14 protein-coding genes are annotated in these 16,345 nt (G+C 65.5%); 5 read left to right on the plus strand and 9 right to left on the minus strand.

Features of this window, described 5'->3' with window-relative positions; genetic code table 11:
* Positions 1 to 6 precede the first annotated feature (6 nt).
* From ccoN (OGL92_RS01765) to ccoN (OGL92_RS01785), 5 genes are all read right to left on the minus strand, one after another.
* Entirely contained in the window at positions 7 to 1,434 is a 1,428-nt protein-coding gene (ccoN, locus tag OGL92_RS01765) for a cytochrome-c oxidase, cbb3-type subunit I (protein ID WP_263139485.1), read from the minus strand.
* A 415-nt stretch (positions 1,435 to 1,849) separates the two neighbouring features.
* Complete coding sequence (gene ccoP / locus OGL92_RS01770; protein WP_263139487.1) at positions 1,850 to 2,791, minus strand: cytochrome-c oxidase, cbb3-type subunit III; 942 nt, start codon at positions 2,789 to 2,791, stop codon at positions 1,850 to 1,852.
* Positions 2,788 to 2,976: a cbb3-type cytochrome c oxidase subunit 3 gene (locus OGL92_RS01775; RefSeq protein WP_263139595.1), complete on the minus strand. Its 189-nt coding sequence runs from the start codon at positions 2,974 to 2,976 to the stop codon at positions 2,788 to 2,790. The genes ccoP and OGL92_RS01775 overlap by 4 nt, the downstream gene beginning before the upstream one ends.
* A gap of 15 nt (positions 2,977 to 2,991) precedes the next feature.
* The gene (gene ccoO / locus OGL92_RS01780) at positions 2,992 to 3,603 is read right to left on the minus strand and encodes a cytochrome-c oxidase, cbb3-type subunit II (RefSeq protein WP_263139489.1); all 612 of its coding nucleotides are present in this window, start codon (positions 3,601 to 3,603) and stop codon (positions 2,992 to 2,994) included.
* Between the two features lie 10 nt (positions 3,604 to 3,613).
* Complete coding sequence (gene ccoN, locus OGL92_RS01785; RefSeq protein ID WP_263139491.1) at positions 3,614 to 5,038, minus strand: cytochrome-c oxidase, cbb3-type subunit I; 1,425 nt, start codon at positions 5,036 to 5,038, stop codon at positions 3,614 to 3,616.
* Between the two features lie 100 nt (positions 5,039 to 5,138).
* Here ccoN (OGL92_RS01785) and OGL92_RS01790 point away from each other — a divergent pair, with 100 nt between their 5' ends.
* Positions 5,139 to 5,783, plus strand: a complete 645-nt coding sequence (locus OGL92_RS01790) for an alpha/beta family hydrolase (RefSeq protein WP_263139499.1) — start codon at positions 5,139 to 5,141, stop codon at positions 5,781 to 5,783.
* 52 nt (positions 5,784 to 5,835) lie between these two features.
* Here OGL92_RS01790 and OGL92_RS01795 read toward each other — a convergent pair whose 3' ends face one another.
* Together OGL92_RS01795 and acnA are read right to left on the minus strand one after the other, a co-directional pair.
* A complete protein-coding gene (locus tag OGL92_RS01795) occupies positions 5,836 to 7,401 on the minus strand; it encodes a PAS domain-containing methyl-accepting chemotaxis protein (protein ID WP_263139507.1) in 1,566 nt (521 codons plus the stop codon).
* Positions 7,402 to 7,659: 258 nt separating this feature from the next.
* A complete protein-coding gene (gene acnA / locus OGL92_RS01800; RefSeq protein ID WP_263139511.1) occupies positions 7,660 to 10,401 on the minus strand; it encodes an aconitate hydratase AcnA in 2,742 nt (913 codons plus the stop codon).
* Positions 10,402 to 10,598: 197 nt separating this feature from the next.
* On the opposite strand from acnA, the gene rlmM reads away from it, so the two are divergent.
* Entirely contained in the window at positions 10,599 to 11,654 is a 1,056-nt protein-coding gene (gene rlmM / locus OGL92_RS01805) for a 23S rRNA (cytidine(2498)-2'-O)-methyltransferase RlmM (protein ID WP_263139513.1), read from the plus strand.
* Positions 11,655 to 11,721: 67 nt separating this feature from the next.
* Complete coding sequence (gene tusA / locus OGL92_RS01810; RefSeq protein ID WP_263139515.1) at positions 11,722 to 11,961, plus strand: sulfurtransferase TusA; 240 nt, start codon at positions 11,722 to 11,724, stop codon at positions 11,959 to 11,961.
* Positions 11,962 to 11,978: 17 nt separating this feature from the next.
* Here the strand turns inward: tusA and OGL92_RS01815 are convergent, their stop codons facing one another.
* Positions 11,979 to 13,361, minus strand: coding sequence for an MATE family efflux transporter (locus OGL92_RS01815; RefSeq protein WP_263139517.1), 1,383 nt, complete (start codon positions 13,359 to 13,361; stop codon positions 11,979 to 11,981).
* Between the two features lie 414 nt (positions 13,362 to 13,775).
* Here OGL92_RS01815 and pdxB point away from each other — a divergent pair, with 414 nt between their 5' ends.
* Positions 13,776 to 14,909 (plus strand): 4-phosphoerythronate dehydrogenase PdxB, encoded by a 1,134-nt coding sequence (gene pdxB, locus OGL92_RS01820; protein ID WP_263139520.1) that lies wholly within the window; start codon positions 13,776 to 13,778, stop codon positions 14,907 to 14,909.
* A gap of 359 nt (positions 14,910 to 15,268) precedes the next feature.
* On the opposite strand, the gene OGL92_RS01825 is transcribed toward pdxB, so the two are convergent.
* On the minus strand, positions 15,269 to 15,442 hold the full coding sequence (locus tag OGL92_RS01825) for a PA1571 family protein (RefSeq protein ID WP_263139522.1): 174 nt from the start codon (positions 15,440 to 15,442) through the stop codon (positions 15,269 to 15,271).
* A gap of 285 nt (positions 15,443 to 15,727) precedes the next feature.
* Between OGL92_RS01825 and OGL92_RS01830 the strand changes: the two genes are divergently transcribed.
* A complete protein-coding gene (locus tag OGL92_RS01830; RefSeq protein WP_263139597.1) occupies positions 15,728 to 16,288 on the plus strand; it encodes a DUF1287 domain-containing protein in 561 nt (186 codons plus the stop codon).
* The last annotated feature ends 57 nt before the right edge of the window (positions 16,289 to 16,345 follow it).

The raw sequence follows: 16,345 nt of genomic DNA on the forward strand, positions 1-16,345 counted from the left end.
GATTCCTCAGGCGATCTGCGCGGCGGCTTCGTATTCGGCCGGCTTGGAAGCGCGAACGGTACGGAAGGTGTTGTAGGCCATGAGCAGCATGCCGGTCAGGAAGAAGGCGCCGCCCAACGCACGGACCATGTAGCCCATGTGGCTGGCTTCCAGCGCTTCGACGAAGGAGTAGGTCAAGGTGCCGTCCTGGTTCACCGCGCGCCACATCAGGCCTTGGGTGATGCCGTTGACCCACATCGAGGCGATGTAGAGCACGGTGCCGATGGTGGCCAGCCAGAAGTGCGCGTTGATCAGGCCGATGCTGTGCATTTGCTCGCGGCCATACACCTTGGGAATCAGGTGATACAGCGAGCCGATGGAGATCATCGCCACCCAGCCGAGGGCGCCGGCGTGGACGTGGCCGATGGTCCAGTCGGTGTAATGGGAAAGGGCGTTGACGGTCTTGATCGCCATCATCGGGCCTTCGAAGGTGGACATGCCGTAGAAGGCCAGGGACACCACCAGGAAGCGCAGGATCGGATCGGTGCGCAGCTTATGCCAGGCGCCGGAGAGGGTCATCATGCCGTTGATCATGCCGCCCCAGCTGGGTGCGAGGAGGATCAGCGACATGGCCATGCCGAGGGACTGGGCCCAGTCGGGCAGGGCGGTGTAGTGCAGGTGGTGCGGGCCGGCCCAGATGTAGACGGTGATCAGCGCCCAGAAGTGCACGATGGACAGCCGGTAGGAGTAGATCGGGCGTTCCGCCTGCTTGGGCACGAAGTAGTACATCATCCCGAGGAAGCCGGCGGTGAGGAAGAAGCCCACGGCGTTGTGGCCATACCACCACTGGATCATCGCGTCGGTGGCGCCGGAGTACAGCGAGTAGGACTTGAACGCGTAGACCGGGATTTCCATGTTGTTGACGATATGCAACAAGGCCACGGTCAGGATGAAGGCGCCGAAGAACCAGTTCCCTACATAAATATGCTTGGTCTTGCGCTTGGCGATGGTGCCGAAGAACACGATCGCGTAGCTGACCCAGACGATGGTGATCAGGATATCGATCGGCCATTCGAGCTCGGCGTATTCCTTCGAGCTGGTGTAGCCCAGCGGAAGCGTGATCACCGCCAGCACGATCACCGCTTGCCAACCCCAGAAGGTGAAGGCGGCGAGACCGTCGGAGATCAGTCGCGCCTGCGATGTGCGTTGCACCACGTAATAAGAAGTGGCGAACAGGGCACAGCCGCCAAAGGCGAAGATCACCGCATTGGTGTGGAGTGGGCGCAGGCGGCCGAAGCTCGTCCACGGCAGGTTCATGTTGAGTTCCGGCCACACCAATTGTGCGGCAATCAGAACACCAAGACCCATTCCGATGACCCCCCAGATTACCGTCATAACGGCGAACTGGCGGACCACCTTATAGTTATAAGCAGTCTGACTGATTGCTGTGCTCATGCTAGGGTTCCACGGTTAATGGAGGTTTTTTAGGGGCAAAAATCGGCGGCAAGTATGTAGAAAGAGGGTAGCCATTGCAAACGACACACGCCGATACAAACTGGCTGCCAGGCCTTTGGGACAGGTTCGCCGGCCGCGTGTGCGGACTTGTCCGGGGCCGATGGGCACGAAAAAACCATGTGCCGGGAGAGGGATTCGCCTAGTCGGTCATGACCTGGGGGCGAATGGGCATCAGCATAGTCCAAACCGAAAGTGGCTGCCGAGCCTGGGGAAGGCGGGTGCGACACTCTGTCGCAGAATGGGGCGGGGTCGGGCACCTCCTGTGCCCCTTTCCTTTCGTCCTTGCCGGCGCGCTGGAAAACTGCGCCGATCTCGTGTGTCGCAGCGGAGGCGACCGTTCCGGCGGGACCCGCGATCAGTCCTGTCCGGGCGCCGCGGTGTTGCTTTTATTGGACAGGCTGTACACGTAGGCGGCGAGGATATGCACCTTGTCGTTACCCAGGTACTGCTCCTGGGCGGGCATCTGTCCGTTGCGACCGTAGCGAATGGTTTGTTGCATCTGCGCCAGGCTCGACCCGTAGATCCAGGCGGACGGTTGGGTCAGGTCGGGCGCGCCCATCATCGGCATGCCTTTGCCTTCCGGGCCGTGGCAGGCCTGGCAGGTGCTGGCGTAGGTGGCCTGGCCCGCGGCGACGTCTGCCTGGGTGCCTTCGGGTAGTTTCAGCTTGGCCAGGTCCTGACGCACATAGGCCGCGACGTTGCGTACGCCTTCATCGCCGAGGATGTCGCCCCAGGCCGGCATGGCCGCCTGGCGACCGCCGAGGATGGTGGCCTTGATGGTGGCCGGCTCGCCACCCCAGCGCCAGACGTGGTCGGTCAGGTTGGGAAAGCCCACCGCGCCCTTGGCATCGGAACCGTGGCAGATAGCGCAGTAGGTGGCGAACAGACGTCCGCCCATCTTCAGCGCGTCGGCGTCCTGGGCCACGGCCTCCACCGGCATTGCCGAGTACTTGGCGAAGATCGGGCCGTATTGCGCATCGGCCTTGTCGATCTCGTGCTGCCACTGCTTGACCTGGGTCCAGCCCCCCTCGTAACCGGGGAAGACGCCTTTCCAGTTGCCCAGGCCCGGGTAGAGCACCAGGTAACCGATGGCGAACACGATGGTGCCGACGAACAGCAGGAACCACCATTTCGGCAACGGGTTGTCGTACTCCTCGATGCCGTCGAAGGCATGGCCCATGGTTTTTTCGGTGACGCCCTTGGATTCGCCCTTGCGGGTGGCGAATACCAGCCAGAGCAGAGCGGCCAGGGTGCCGAGCGTGAGCAGGGTGATGTACCAGCTCCAGAACGCGGTCATTGTTCATTACTCCTGAAAGCATGCCGGGAATGCGCGGAGGCGAGGGTGTCGTCGTCGGCGAAGGGCAGGTTGGCTGCCTCGTCGAAACGCGTCTTGCGCTTGCCGCTGTAAGCCCAGAACACGACGCTGACGAAGGCGACCAGAACCATCACGGTTCCCAATCCACGCAGCGTGCCTACATCCATCAAGGTGCCCATGGCTTACCTCTTGTTTTTCAGGCTGGTGCCGAGCACCTGCAGGTAGGCGACCAGCGCGTCCATCTCGGTCTTGCCCTTGACCGAAGCCACGGCGCCTTCGATGTCCGCGTCGCTGTAAGGCACGCCGAGGGTGTGCATGGCCTGGAGCTTGGCGGCGGTGTGCTCGCCGTCCAGGCGGTTCTCCACCAGCCAGGGGTAGGCGGGCATCTTCGACTCGGGCACCACGTTGCGCGGGTTGTACAGGTGCGCGCGGTGCCAGTCGTCCGAGTAGCGGCCGCCGACGCGGGCCAGGTCCGGGCCGGTACGCTTGGAGCCCCAGAGGAAGGGGTGGTCCCAGACGCTTTCGCCGGCGACGGAGTAGTGGCCATAGCGCTCGGTCTCGGCGCGGAACGGGCGGATCATCTGCGAGTGGCAGCCGACGCAGCCCTCGCGGATGAAGATGTCGCGGCCTTCCAGTTGCAGGGCGGTGTAGGGCTTGAGGCCGTCCACCGGTTGCGTGGTCTCCTGCTGGAAGAACAGCGGCACGATCTGCACCAGGCCGCCGATGCTCACCGCGAGCACCATGAGCAGGGCCATCAGGCCGACGTTTTTCTCGATGACTTCATGCTGTTTCATCTTCGACTCCTCAGGCGATCTGCGCGGCGGCTTCGTATTCGGCCGGCACGGAGGCGCGCACGGTACGGAAGGTGTTGTAAGCCATCACGAACATGCCGCTGAGGAACACCAGGCCTCCGATCATCCGCACGACGAAGCCCATGTGCCCGGCTTCCAGTGCTTCGACGAAGGAGTAGGTCAAGGTGCCGTCCTGGTTCACCGCGCGCCACATCAGGCCCTGGGTGATGCCGTTGACCCACATCGAGGCGATGTAGAGCACGGTGCCGATGGTGGCCAGCCAGAAGTGCGCGTTGATCAGGCCCAGGCTGTGCATCTGCTCGCGGCCGAAGACTTTCGGGATCAGGTGGTAGAGGGAGCCGATCGACACCATGGCGACCCAGCCGAGGGCGCCGGCATGGACGTGGCCGATGGTCCAGTCGGTGTAGTGGGAAAGCGCGTTGACGGTCTTGATCGCCATCATCGGGCCTTCGAAGGTGGACATGCCGTAGAAGGCCAGGGACACCACCAGGAAGCGCAGGATCGGATCGCTGCGCAGCTTATGCCAGGCGCCGGAGAGGGTCATCATGCCGTTGATCATGCCGCCCCAGCTGGGTGCGAGGAGGATCAGCGACATGACCATGCCGAGGGACTGGGCCCAGTCGGGCAGGGCGGTGTAGTGCAGGTGGTGCGGGCCGGCCCAGATGTAGACGGCGATCAGCGCCCAGAAGTGCACGATGGACAACCGGTAGGAGTACACCGGGCGCCCGGCCTGCTTGGGCACGAAGTAGTACATCATCCCGAGGAAGCCGGCGGTGAGGAAGAAGCCCACGGCATTGTGGCCATACCACCACTGGATCATCGCGTCGGTGGCGCCGGAGTACAGCGAGTAAGACTTGGTCAGGGTGACCGGAATCTCCAGGTTGTTCACCACGTGCAGCAGGGCCACGGTCAGGATGAAGGCACCGAAGAACCAGTTGCCGACGTAGATGTGCTTGACCTTGCGCTTGACCACGGTGCCGAAGAACACGATCGCGTAGCTGACCCAGACGATGGTGATCAGGATGTCGATCGGCCATTCGAGCTCGGCGTATTCCTTCGAGCTGGTGTAGCCCAGTGGAAGCGTGATCGCCGCCAGCAGGATCACTAGTTGCCAGCCCCAGAAGGTGAAGGCCGCCAGCTTGTCGGAGATCAACCGCGCCTGGCTGGTGCGTTGCACCGCGTAGTAGGAGGTCGCGAACAGGGCACAGCCACCGAAGGCGAAGATCACCGCATTGGTGTGCAGGGGGCGCAAGCGCCCGAAGCTGGTCCAGGGGAGGTTGAAGTTGAGTTCCGGCCATACCAGTTGTGCAGCGATGAGAACGCCGAGAGCCATCCCGACGATTCCCCATACCACTGTCATAATGGCGAACTGGCGGACCACCTTATAGTTGTAGGCGGTACTGCTTGCTGTGCTCATGTGAGGGCTTCCATCCACGGTTACTTGGAAAAGCGAGGCAAGCATGGTGAAAGGCCATGATCCGGATATTGACCGGGATCAATCCCCGGAGGATGGCGCCATGCCGGCGCTGCTCTGGAAAAAGCCCACGGGCGAGCCGAATGCCACCCTGATCCTGGCCCATGGCGCGGGCGCACCGATGGACAGCGCGTTCATGGAGGAAATGACCCAAAGGCTAGTGGCGCATGGCCTGGCGGTGGTGCGCTTCGAGTTCGACTACATGGCGAAACGGCGCCTGGACGGCGGCAGGCGGCCGCCGGATCGGCAGGTGAAACTGCTCGATCGTTGGCGCCGGGTACAGGCCTCGGTGCGACAGCAAGTCGCGGGAACTCTGGCGGTGGGTGGCAAGTCGATGGGCGGCCGAATGGCCAGCCTGATAGCCGATGAAGTCGGCGCCGATGCCCTGGTTTGCCTGGGTTATCCCTTCCATGCGATCGGCAAGGCTGACAAGCCACGGGTGGAGCATCTGGCGGAGCTGCGTGCGCCGACCCTGATCGTGCAGGGCGAGCGCGATCCCATGGGCAGTCGCCCGACGGTGGAGGCCTATCGGCTGTCCAGTGCCATCGAACTACTCTGGCTGCCGGCCGCCGACCACGACCTCAAGCCCCTGAAAGCCTCGGGCTGGACCCAGGCGGATCACCTGGAGCAGGCCGCAAGGGCCGTGGCGCATTTCCTGGCCCAGGTGCCCGCAGGCAAGCGGCGATAGCGGCGCTCGGGCGTGGAGCGTCGCGAGGGGCCGCTCCACGTGGGCGGCGCCTTCACCGGTTGAAGCGATCCACCAGGGAATACTGCCCATGGGCCGTGCTGGTGAGCGCTTCGCTGAGCAGCGCGGTGCGGTGGGCCTCGCCGGAGGTCTGGTCGGCCAACTGGGCGATGCTGATGATGCGCTGGTTGATCTGCTCCGCCACGGCGCTCTGCTGTTCGGTGGCGGCGGCGATCTGGTCGGTCATGTGGGTGATATTGGCCACCGCCTCGCTGATGCCCAGCAGGGCTGTGTCGGCCTGCAGCACTTTGTCCACTCCCGTGTCGGCGTGTTGGCGCCCGCTTTCCATGGCCTGCACCGCGTTCTCCGCGGTTTTCTGCAAGGTGGCTATCAGGCCATGGATCTGCTGGGTGGATTCCGCCGTCCGCTGCGCCAGGGAGCGCACCTCGTCGGCCACCACGGCGAAGCCACGACCCATCTCGCCGGCACGGGCCGCCTCGATGGCGGCATTCAGGGCGAGCAGGTTGGTCTGATCGGCGATCCCCTTGATCACGTCGACCACGCCGCCGATTTCGTTGCTGTCCTGGGCCAGGCGGCGCACCGTCTCGCCGGTCTCCCCGACCGACAGCGACAGGCGCTGGATGGCCTCGCGGGTCTCCGCGGCGATCGCGCGGCCCTCGCCGGTCAGGCGGTTGGCTTCCTGGGTGGCGGTGGCGGTGCGTTGCACGTTGCTGGCGACGTCGTGGGTGGTAGAGGTCATCTGGTTCACCGCCGTGGCGACCTGTTCGGTTTCCTGGCGCTGGCGATCCAGCCCGGCCGAACTGCTCTGCGACAGGGCTTCGGCCTGGCGGGCCTGCTCGGTGAGCTGCTCGGCGGTGTCCTGCAAGCGGGTCAGGCAGGTCTTCAGGCGCGCTTCCTGGCTGAGAATCGACATTTCCAGGCGCGCCTGCACGCCGCGGCTGTCGGTGTACATCTGGGCGATCAGGGGGTCCGAGGTGGTTTGTTCGGCCAGCCGCAGCAGGCGCTTGATGCCACGATTCTGCCAAGCCAGGCCGGTCAGCCCGAGGGGAATGGAAAGGATCGCGGCGACGATGAAGCCCCAGTGGGAGTCCAGCCAGACGCCGATGAGGAAGCCGATCTGGCTGACCATGATGAACGGCAACCAATCCTGTAGCACCGGCAGCCAGCGGTCGCGGCGCAGGATCGCCGGTTTGCCGGCATTGATCCGCCGGTACAGGTCTTCGGCGCGACGCACCTGTTCGGCGGTCGGTTTCACCCGGACCGATTCGTAGCCGGTGATCTCGCTGCCCTGGAAGATGGGCGTCACGTAGGCGTTGACCCAGTAATGATCGCCGTTGGCGCAGCGGTTCTTGACGATGCCCATCCACGGCCGGCCGCTTTTCAGGGTGGTCCACATATGGTTGAACACCGCGGGCGGGACATCGGGATGCCGCACCAGGTTATGCGGCGAGTGGATCAAGGCTTCCCGGGCGTAGCCACTGATCTCGATGAAAGCGTCATTGCAATAGGTGATGACGCCCTTGCTATCGGTGGTTGAAATCAGCCGCTGTTCGGCCGGAAACGTACGTTCGCGCTGAGTGACGGGCTGGTTATTGCGCATGGCTGGGCGTCCATCTTATCGGTGCGGGCTGTAGGATCGGCCGTTGCGGGCGAGGTCGAGCCACAAAAAGGTCGGCCAGTTTACCCCTATTCGACCGGCGAGGTGTTTTTCTGGCGTCAGTGAACGGTCGGTCATATCGGGAGACGCCCGCGTGTTTCGTTGACATCCAGAACCTTCCTTCCGGTGGAGTGCCCGCTTTCGCGCTCATGGAAACCTTGTGAGACGAAAAGGACGGGCGACCCGGGTCGCCCGTCGCCTTCAAGCCGCCAGCAATTGGCGCAGGACGTAATGCAGGATGCCGCCGGCCTTGAAGTATTCCACTTCGTTCAGGGTATCGATCCGGCAGAGCACCTCGACGTTGTCCACGCAGCCGTCCTCGCGGGTGATTTCGAGGGTGAGCGGCATCAGCGGGCGCAGTTCGGCTCCGTTCAGCCCGACCACGCCAACCTTCTCCCGACCCGTGAGCTGCAGGCTCTTGCGGTCCTGACCTTCCTCGAATTGCAGCGGCAACACGCCCATGCCCACCAGGTTGGAGCGATGGATGCGTTCGAAGCTTTCGGCGATCACCGCCTTGACCCCGAGCAGGTTGGTGCCTTTCGCCGCCCAGTCCCGGGAGGAGCCGGTGCCGTATTCCTTACCGGCGAAGATCACCAGCGGGGTGCCTTCGTCCTGGTAACGCATGGCGGCATCGTAGATCGCCAGCTTGTCGCCGCTGGGGATATGCAGCGTATTGCCGCCTTCCTCGCCACCGAGCATTTCGTTGCGGATGCGGATATTGGCGAAGGTGCCGCGCATCATCACTTCGTGGTTGCCGCGACGCGAGCCGTAGGAGTTGAAGTCCACCGGCTCCACGCCGCGCTCCTGCAGAAAGCGTCCGGCGGGGCTGTCCACCTTGATGTTGCCAGCAGGGGAGATGTGGTCGGTGGTCACCGAGTCGCCGAGCAGGGCGAGGATACGCGCATCGCGGATGTCCTGGACCCGCGGCGGCTCCCCGGCGATGTCGGCGAAGAACGGCGGGTGCTGGATGTAGGTGGAATCGTCCTGCCAGACGTAGGTGCTGGAGTCCGGGACCTCGATGGCCTGCCATTTCTCGTCGCCGGCGAATACTTCGGCGTATTCCTTGCGGAACATCGCGGTGTCGACCTTCTGCACCGCTTCGGCGATTTCCTGGGAGGTGGGCCAGATGTCCTTGAGGTAGACCGGGTTGCCTTCGCGGTCCTGGCCGAGGGGATCGTGGGTGAGGTTCAGGGTCACGGTACCGGCCAGGGCATAGGCCACCACCAGCGGCGGCGAGGCCAGCCAGTTGGTCTTTACCAGGGGATGCACGCGGCCCTCGAAGTTGCGGTTGCCGGACAGCACGGCGGCGACGGTGAGGTCGGCGTTCTGGATGGCTTTCTCGATGGGTTCCGGCAGGGGGCCGGAGTTGCCGATGCAGGTGGTGCAGCCATAGCCGACCAGGTCGAAGCCCAGTTCATCCAGGTACTGGGTCAGGCCTGCCGCGGCGAAATAATCGGTGACCACCTTGGAGCCGGGGGCTAGCGAGGTCTTTACCCAGGGTTTGCGCTGCAAGCCCTTCTCGATGGCTTTCTTCGCCAGCAGACCCGCCGCCATCATCACGCTGGGGTTGGAGGTGTTGGTGCAGGAGGTGATGGCGGCGATCACCACCGCGCCGTTCTTCAAGCGATAGGTGTGGCCCATGTACTGGTAGTCGGCCTCGCCCACCAGGGCGGCATTGCCCACGGCGACGCCCCCGCCGCCTTCGTTCTGCAGGCGGTTGTCCTCCATCGGCGGCGGCTTCAGTTGCATGCCGATGAAGTCGTCGAACGCCTTGGCCACCGCGGGCAGGGCGACCCGGTCCTGGGGCCGCTTGGGGCCGGCGAGGCTGGCTTCGACGCTGTCCATGTCCAGCTCGAGGGTATCGGTGAACACCGGTTCCTGGCCGGGCTCGCGCCAGAGGCCCTGGGCCTTGCTATAGGCTTCGACCAGGGCAACCGTCTCTTCCGGGCGGCCGGACAGGCGCAGGTAGCCGAGGGTGATGTCGTCCACCGGGAAGAAGCCACAGGTGGCACCGTATTCCGGCGCCATGTTGGCGATGGTGGCGCGGTCCGCGAGGGGCAGTTCGGCCAGGCCGTCGCCGAAGAACTCGACGAATTTGCCCACCACGCCGCGTTTGCGCAGCATCTGGGTGACGGTGAGCACCAGGTCGGTGGCGGTGATGCCTTCCTTCAGCTTGCCGGTGAGCTTGAAGCCGATCACCTCGGGAATCAGCATGGACACCGGCTGGCCGAGCATCGCGGCTTCCGCCTCGATGCCGCCCACGCCCCAGCCGAGCACGCCGAGGCCATTGATCATGGTGGTGTGGGAATCGGTGCCGACCAGCGTATCGGGGAAGGCCCAGGTCTTGCCGTCCTCCTCCTTGGTCCAGACGGTGCGGCCCAGGTATTCCAGGTTGACTTGGTGGCAGATGCCGGTGCCCGGCGGCACCACGCTGAAGTTGTCGAAGGCGCTTTGCCCCCAGCGCAAGAACGCATAGCGCTCGCCGTTGCGCTGCATCTCGATCTCGACGTTCTCTTCGAAGGCCGCGCGGTTGCCGAACTTGTCCACCATCACCGAGTGGTCGATCACCAGGTCGACCGGGGACAGCGGGTTGATCTTCTGCGGGTCGCCGCCGGCCTTGGCCATGGCGTCGCGCATCGCCGCCAGGTCGACCACCGCCGGGACACCGGTGAAGTCCTGCATCAGCACGCGGGCGGGGCGGTATTGGATTTCCCGATCCGAGGAGCGTGTCTTCAACCAGGCGACCAGCGCCTCGAGGTCGCTGCGGGTGACGGTCTTGTCGTCTTCCCAGCGCAGCAGGTTCTCCAGCAGTACCTTCAGCGACATCGGCAGGCGCTGGATATCGCCGAGCTGCCTGGCGGCCTCCGGGAGGCTGAAATAATGATAGGTACGACCGCCGATCTCCAACGTACGGCGGCTCTTCAGGCTATCCAGGGAAGGCATTGTGCGTCTCCTTGTGGCCCGCACGGCGCGGGCCGGTGAAACGGACGGAGTCTCGCTATCCGCTCTGGAAAGGGCTCCGCTTGAGGTTCGTCATGTCACTGGACCGGCCGATGCAGCCTGGGGTTCCCGTCTCGGCTATGATGCGCGGCCGCGGTCCGGCCGCGCGACGAATCCTCACTCCACTTTAGTAGATGCCGATGAACACTGTGTTTTTGCACTGCCGCCCCGGGTTCGAGGGCGAGGTCTGCGCCGAACTATCCGAGCAGGCATCCCGCCTGGAGGTGGCCGGCTATGCCAAGGCCAAACCGAACAGCGCCTGTGCCGAGTTCATCTGTGGCGATGCCGGCGGGGCCGCCCGCTTGATGCAGGGCCAGCGCTTCTCGCGGCTGATCTTTCCGCGCCAGTGGGCGCGCGGCGAATTCGTCGAGCTGCCGGAATCCGACCGCATCAGCGTGCTGCTCGAACGCCTGGCGAGCTATCCGGTGTGCGGCAGCCTCTGGCTGGAGGTGCTGGACACCAACGACGGCAAGGAACTGTCGACCTTCTGCCGCAAGTTCGAGGGGCCGCTGCGCAAGGCCCTCGTCCAGGCCGGCAGGCTGATCGAAGACCCCCGGGCTGCGCGCCTGTTGCTGACCTTCAAGAGTGGCCGCGAGGTGTTCCTGGGGCTGGCCGAACCGGACAATTCGGCGCCCTGGCCCATGGGCATCCCTCGGCTGAAATTCCCCCGCGAGGCGCCCAGCCGCTCGACCCTGAAGCTGGAGGAGGCCTGGCACCAGTTCGTGCCCCGCGAGGAGTGGGACAAGCGGTTGGCGCCGGAGATGACTGCGGTGGACCTGGGGGCGGCGCCGGGCGGCTGGACCTGGCAACTGGTCAACCGGCACATCAAGGTGATCGCGGTGGACAACGGGCCCATGGCCGAAAGCCTGATGGATTCCGGGCTGGTGGAACACGCCCGCGCCGATGGCTTCACCTTCAAGCCGCGCCGCCCGGTGGATTGGATGGTCTGCGATATCGTCGAGAAACCGGCGCGCAGCGCCGCGCTGATCGAAACCTGGCTCGGCGAGGGCTGGTGCCGCGAGGCGGTGGTCAACCTCAAGCTGCCGATGAAGCAGCGTTACGCCGAGGTCAGCCGCCTGCTCGAACGCATCGAGGACGGCCTGCGCGCCCGCGGGTTGCGCGTCGCCATCGGCTGCAAGCAGCTGTATCACGACCGCGAAGAGGTCACCTGCCACCTGCGCCGGCTGGATCGCTGAGCCGGATGCGCGGGTGACCCCGCGCGGGCTTTGGGTGACAATGCCGGTTCGATCCTGGAGGGCGACGATGTCCGAACAACCCGATGCGATTCTCGATGCCAGCGGCCTCAATTGCCCCGAGCCGGTGATGCTGCTGCACAACAAGGTGCGTGACCTGGCGGCCGGCGGCCTGCTCAAGGTGATCGCCACCGACCCTTCGACCCAGCGCGACATCCCGAAATTCTGCGTCTTCCTCGGCCACGAACTGCTCGAGCAGGCCGAGCAGGATGGCACCTTCCTTTACTGGATCCGCAAGAAGGCCGACTGAGGCGCGGGCGCCCCCGTTCACGCCCTCGCGGCGGAACGAATGCGGCGCCTGGCGCTGCGGGCCAGGCGGACCGAAAGCATCAGCGCCGCGCAGGTCAGCCCGGCGATCAACCCCTGCCAGAGGCCGGCTGGGCCCCTCGGCGCGCCGAACAGGTCGCTCAAGCCGAGCGCATAGCCCACCGGCAGGCCGATCCCCCAATAGGCGAACAGGGTGAGGAGCATGGTGACGCGGGTGTCCTGGTAGCCGCGCAAGGCGCCCGCCGCAGTCACCTGCAAGCCGTCCGAAAGCTGGAACAGCGCGGCGTAGACGATCAGCATGGCGGCCACGCGGATCACTGTCGGGTCGTTGGTATAGATGCTGGCGATGGGTTCGCGCAGGAGCAGCATCAGGCTCGCCGACAGGCAGGCGTACAGCAACGCGCTGCCCATCCCGACGCCGGCGGCGAAGCGCGCCTGGCGGGGTTCGCCGCGTCCCAGGGCCTGGCCGACGCGCACGGTCACCGCCATCGCCAGGGCGTAGGGAATCATGAACACCAGGGAGCTGAAGTTGAGGGCGATCTGGTGGCCGGCCACCACGTCCGCGCCGAGGCTGCCGATCAGCAGGGCGATCACCGCGAAAATGCTCGATTCGGCGAACACCGCGATGCCGATCGGCACGCCGATGCTCAGCAGCCGGCGGATCACCTGCCAGCGCGGCGCGTCGAAGCGGTCGAACAGGCGGCTGCCGGCATAGGCCGGGGCCCAGTGCACCCAGCCGAGCATGCCGAAGAACATGAACCACATCACCAGCGCGGTGGCCCAGCCGCAACCCGGCCCGCCCATGGCCGGCACGCCGAAGTGTCCGTAGATGAACACGTAGTTCAGCGGGATGTTCAGCGCCAGGCCGCAGATGCCCCAGATCATGCTCGGGCGGGTGCGGCCGAGCCCGTCGCTGAAACAACGCAGCACGTGATACAGCGCGACCGCCGGAATCCCGCTGCCGATGCCGCGCAGGTAGATCATGCTCGGGCCGATCAGCTCCGGGTCGACCTTCATCAGCCGGAGCACCGGTTCGGCCGACCATAGCGCCAGGGCGGCAGCCAGCCCGGTGGCCACCGCCAGCCACAATGCCTGGCGCACCAGGGGGCCGATTTCTTCGAGTTGCCCGGCGCCGAACCGCTGGGCGACCTTGGGGGTGGTGGCCAGCAGGGTGCCGGTCATCAGCAGGAAGACCGGGACCCAGATCGAGTTGCCCAGGGCCACCGCCGCCAAGTCGCGGGGGCTGACCCGCCCGGCCATCACCGCATCGACGAAGCCCATCGCCGAATGGGAGAGCTGGGCGATCATGATCGGCAAGGCGAGGGTGAACAGGGCGGCGAATTCGCGACGGATGCGGCGCGGACGGCTTTCGGAGGTAATCACGGGGTATCCATACGTTCGGGTGACACTGTATCGGCAGTGGAGCCGGGCGCGCTCCCTCGGGGAGGGCACGGGCGCGCGGGCCGGAGGACGCGGTCCGCGAGGATCGGGTCCGCATGTCCGGAAAGTCTGCCGGCCGGCGGGGCGACCGCGCAGTCTACGCGCTGACGGTTCGATCAGGAAAGGGGCTGTGCCCTCGCTGCCGGTGGTGGAAAATCCGGGCAGCCCCTGGGGGCTGTACGGAAAGTGCCTGTGCTCGGTGATGCCGGGTTAAAAACAGGCTCAGAACGCTCATTTACAGCAGGTAAACTGCGCCGCTTCGCCTGTTCTTACCTTGCTTGATCCCGTGCTCGGTGACTTTTCGTACAGCCCCTAAAATGCTCTTTTCGCCAACCGACATCCGCCCAGGAACCCGCCATGCGCTTGCTCGCCGATGAAAACATCCCTTTGGTCGAGGCTTTCTTTTCCGGCTTCGGCGAAATCCGCCGTTTGCCGGGCCGTTCGCTCGACCGCGCGGCGCTGGCCGACGCCGAGGTGCTGCTGGTGCGCTCGGTGACCCCGGTGGACCGCGCGCTTCTCGCCGGCAGCCAGGTGCGCTTCGTCGGCACCTGCACCATCGGTACCGATCACCTGGACTTGGAGTATTTCGCCGAGGCGGGTATCGCCTGGGCCAGCGCGCCGGGCTGCAACGCCCGCGGGGTGGTGGACTACGTGCTCGGCAGCCTGTTGGTGCTCGCCGAGGACGAAGGCGTCGATCTCGCGTCGCGGACCTATGGCGTGGTGGGCGCCGGTCAGGTGGGTGGTCGCTTGATCGAGGTGCTGCGCGGGCTGGGCTGGCGCGTGCAGGTCTGCGACCCGCCGCGCCAGGCCGCCGAGGGCGGCGATTTCGTCAGCCTGGAGCGGCTGATCGAGACGTGCGACACCCTCAGCCTGCACACGCCGCTGGACGCCGGCACTCGCCATCTGTTCGATGCGGATCGACTGGCGCGCTTGCGCCCGGGAGCCTGGTTGATCAATGCCAGCCGCGGAGCGGTGGTGGACAACGCCGCGTTGCGTGCCTGTCTGCGGCAGCGCCCGGATATGCGCGCGGTGCTGGATGTCTGGGAAGGCGAGCCGGGCGTCGACCCCGAGCTGGCTGCTCTCTGCCGGCTGGCGACCCCGCACATCGCCGGCCACAGCCTGGACGGCAAGCAGCGTGGCACCGCGCAGATCTATCAGGCCTTTTGCGCTTGGCGGGGCGAAGAACCACGGGTGCGGCTGGAGGCGCTGTTACCGCCGGACTGGCTGCGCGAGATTACCCTGGATGCCGGCGCCGAGCCGCATTGGGCGCTGGCCACCCTGTGCCGCGCGGTATACGACCCGCGCCGCGACGACGCCGACTTCCGTCGCAGTCTGGTGGGGGATGCCAAGGCGCGCCGGCTCGCGTTCGACGCCCTGCGCAAAGGTTATCCGGTTCGCCGCGAGATCGACGGCCTGCGGGTGGGCGTGGCGGGCGAGGCACCGGACTTGCAGCGGCTGGTGCGCGCGTTGGGCGCGACCTGGTTGGCTTGAGGCGTGCCCCGTGTCTGAGGGCTTCGGTGCTGTCCCCGATCGCTCAAGTGGAATATTCGACGCGTTCCGTGCGAGGTGCCGCTCCGCACTTTTATTACCGCTTGCAGGGGAAGCGCCGCTTCATTTGTAAGGAGGGGGTGAGGGCGGATAGAGAAAGCGCGCTATCCACCCTACGTGGGTCGTGATGCGTGGCGCGTTGGCGCCTGCGAATGAGGCGTGAGGATGCGCCGTCCCCGCAGCCATTGACCGCCGTTCGCGGCATAAGCGCAGCTTCTGCCGAGGGAGACTAGAGGGAGCGCTATCCATCCCGCGTCAGCGAAGCGACGGAGGTCCGGGCCTGGCCAGTCCGGGGATCGGACTCAAGCTTGCCGGCGGGTGGAGACGAAGGTCTTTTCCAGCTCGCGGCAGGCGCGCTGAATCATGGTTTCGGTGATCGGGATTTCGCGACCCTCGGCGTCGATGATCGCACCTCCGATAGGGCGTTGCGGCTTGAGCGGGATGACGCGCGATTCGGTGCTGCGTTGGGTGTGCATGGCCTGTCTCCTCATCGATGTATCAAGGGGGCGCCCAAATGACCTCGAAGGCGGGGCGCCAAGGTTTTGCCATAAGGCGAGAAACGCCAAGGCTGAAGCAGCGATCGTGCCAAAGTGCCAGCTGATCGGGCGATAGCATGGACGCCGGCGCCCTTGGCGAGTTCAGGCGGAATTTCCGCGGCGTGTACGAGGCCCGGGACGGCGGCTCGGGCGCGAGGAAGCCGGCTTGGGGTATCCTCGATGGCCGGTTTCCAAGAGAGCGTCCCCGTGCTGCGTTTTTTGTCATTGATCTGTTTCCTGGCGGTCACCTTTCCAGCGACGGCGACCATCGATCCCGCCGCGTTGGTCGTGGCGGCGCGCCAACAGATCGGCGTCACCCTCGGCTATGACCCGGCTTACCGTCGTATCGCCTATCCCCAAGGCGACGTCGCGGAAACCACCGGGGTTTGCAGCGACGTGGTGATCCGCGCCTTGCGTCGACAGGGGCTGGATCTGCAAAAGCGCGTGCATGAGGACATGCTCGGGCATTTCGCCGCCTACCCGAAGGGTTGGGGCCTGAAACGTCCGGACTCGAATATCGACCATCGGCGGGTGCCGAACCTGATGACCTGGTTCGACCGCCAGGGCATGGCGTTGCCCCTGGAGACGTCGGTGGACGCCTACCGGCCAGGCGATATCGTCACCTGGAACCTGGGGCGCGGCCAGACCCACATCGGCCTCGTCTCCGATCGGCGTAGCGCGCAAGGTACCCCGCTGATCCTGCATAACATCGGACGCGGCACCCGCGAGGAGGATATTCTGTTCCGCTTCGAGATGACCGGCCATTACCGGTTTCCCGGCGCCTGACGCCGCGCTCTGGCGAGCACCTGTGCGCCGGAGCGGCCCGCATCACCCGCCGAGCCC

It is taken from the genome of Pseudomonas sp. RIT-PI-AD (assembly GCF_025642785.1).
Taxonomy (GTDB): Bacteria; Pseudomonadota; Gammaproteobacteria; order Pseudomonadales; family Pseudomonadaceae; genus Pseudomonas_T.

What these genes read in the sequence shown, in the direction of transcription:
- ccoN (WP_263139485.1), bottom strand. Translation starts at nt 1,434, where the DNA reads ATGAGCACAGCAATCAGTCAGACTGCTTATAACTATAAGGTGGTCCGC.
- ccoP (WP_263139487.1), bottom strand. Translation starts at nt 2,791, where the DNA reads ATGACCGCGTTCTGGAGCTGGTACATCACCCTGCTCACGCTCGGCACC.
- OGL92_RS01775 (WP_263139595.1), bottom strand. Translation starts at nt 2,976, where the DNA reads ATGGATGTAGGCACGCTGCGTGGATTGGGAACCGTGATGGTTCTGGTC.
- ccoO (WP_263139489.1), bottom strand. Translation starts at nt 3,603, where the DNA reads ATGAAACAGCATGAAGTCATCGAGAAAAACGTCGGCCTGATGGCCCTG.
- ccoN (WP_263139491.1), bottom strand. Translation starts at nt 5,038, where the DNA reads ATGAGCACAGCAAGCAGTACCGCCTACAACTATAAGGTGGTCCGCCAG.
- OGL92_RS01790 (WP_263139499.1), top strand. Translation starts at nt 5,139, where the DNA reads ATGCCGGCGCTGCTCTGGAAAAAGCCCACGGGCGAGCCGAATGCCACC.
- OGL92_RS01795 (WP_263139507.1), bottom strand. Translation starts at nt 7,401, where the DNA reads ATGCGCAATAACCAGCCCGTCACTCAGCGCGAACGTACGTTTCCGGCC.
- acnA (WP_263139511.1), bottom strand. Translation starts at nt 10,401, where the DNA reads ATGCCTTCCCTGGATAGCCTGAAGAGCCGCCGTACGTTGGAGATCGGC.
- rlmM (WP_263139513.1), top strand. Translation starts at nt 10,599, where the DNA reads ATGAACACTGTGTTTTTGCACTGCCGCCCCGGGTTCGAGGGCGAGGTC.
- tusA (WP_263139515.1), top strand. Translation starts at nt 11,722, where the DNA reads ATGTCCGAACAACCCGATGCGATTCTCGATGCCAGCGGCCTCAATTGC.
- pdxB (WP_263139520.1), top strand. Translation starts at nt 13,776, where the DNA reads ATGCGCTTGCTCGCCGATGAAAACATCCCTTTGGTCGAGGCTTTCTTT.
- OGL92_RS01825 (WP_263139522.1), bottom strand. Translation starts at nt 15,442, where the DNA reads ATGCACACCCAACGCAGCACCGAATCGCGCGTCATCCCGCTCAAGCCG.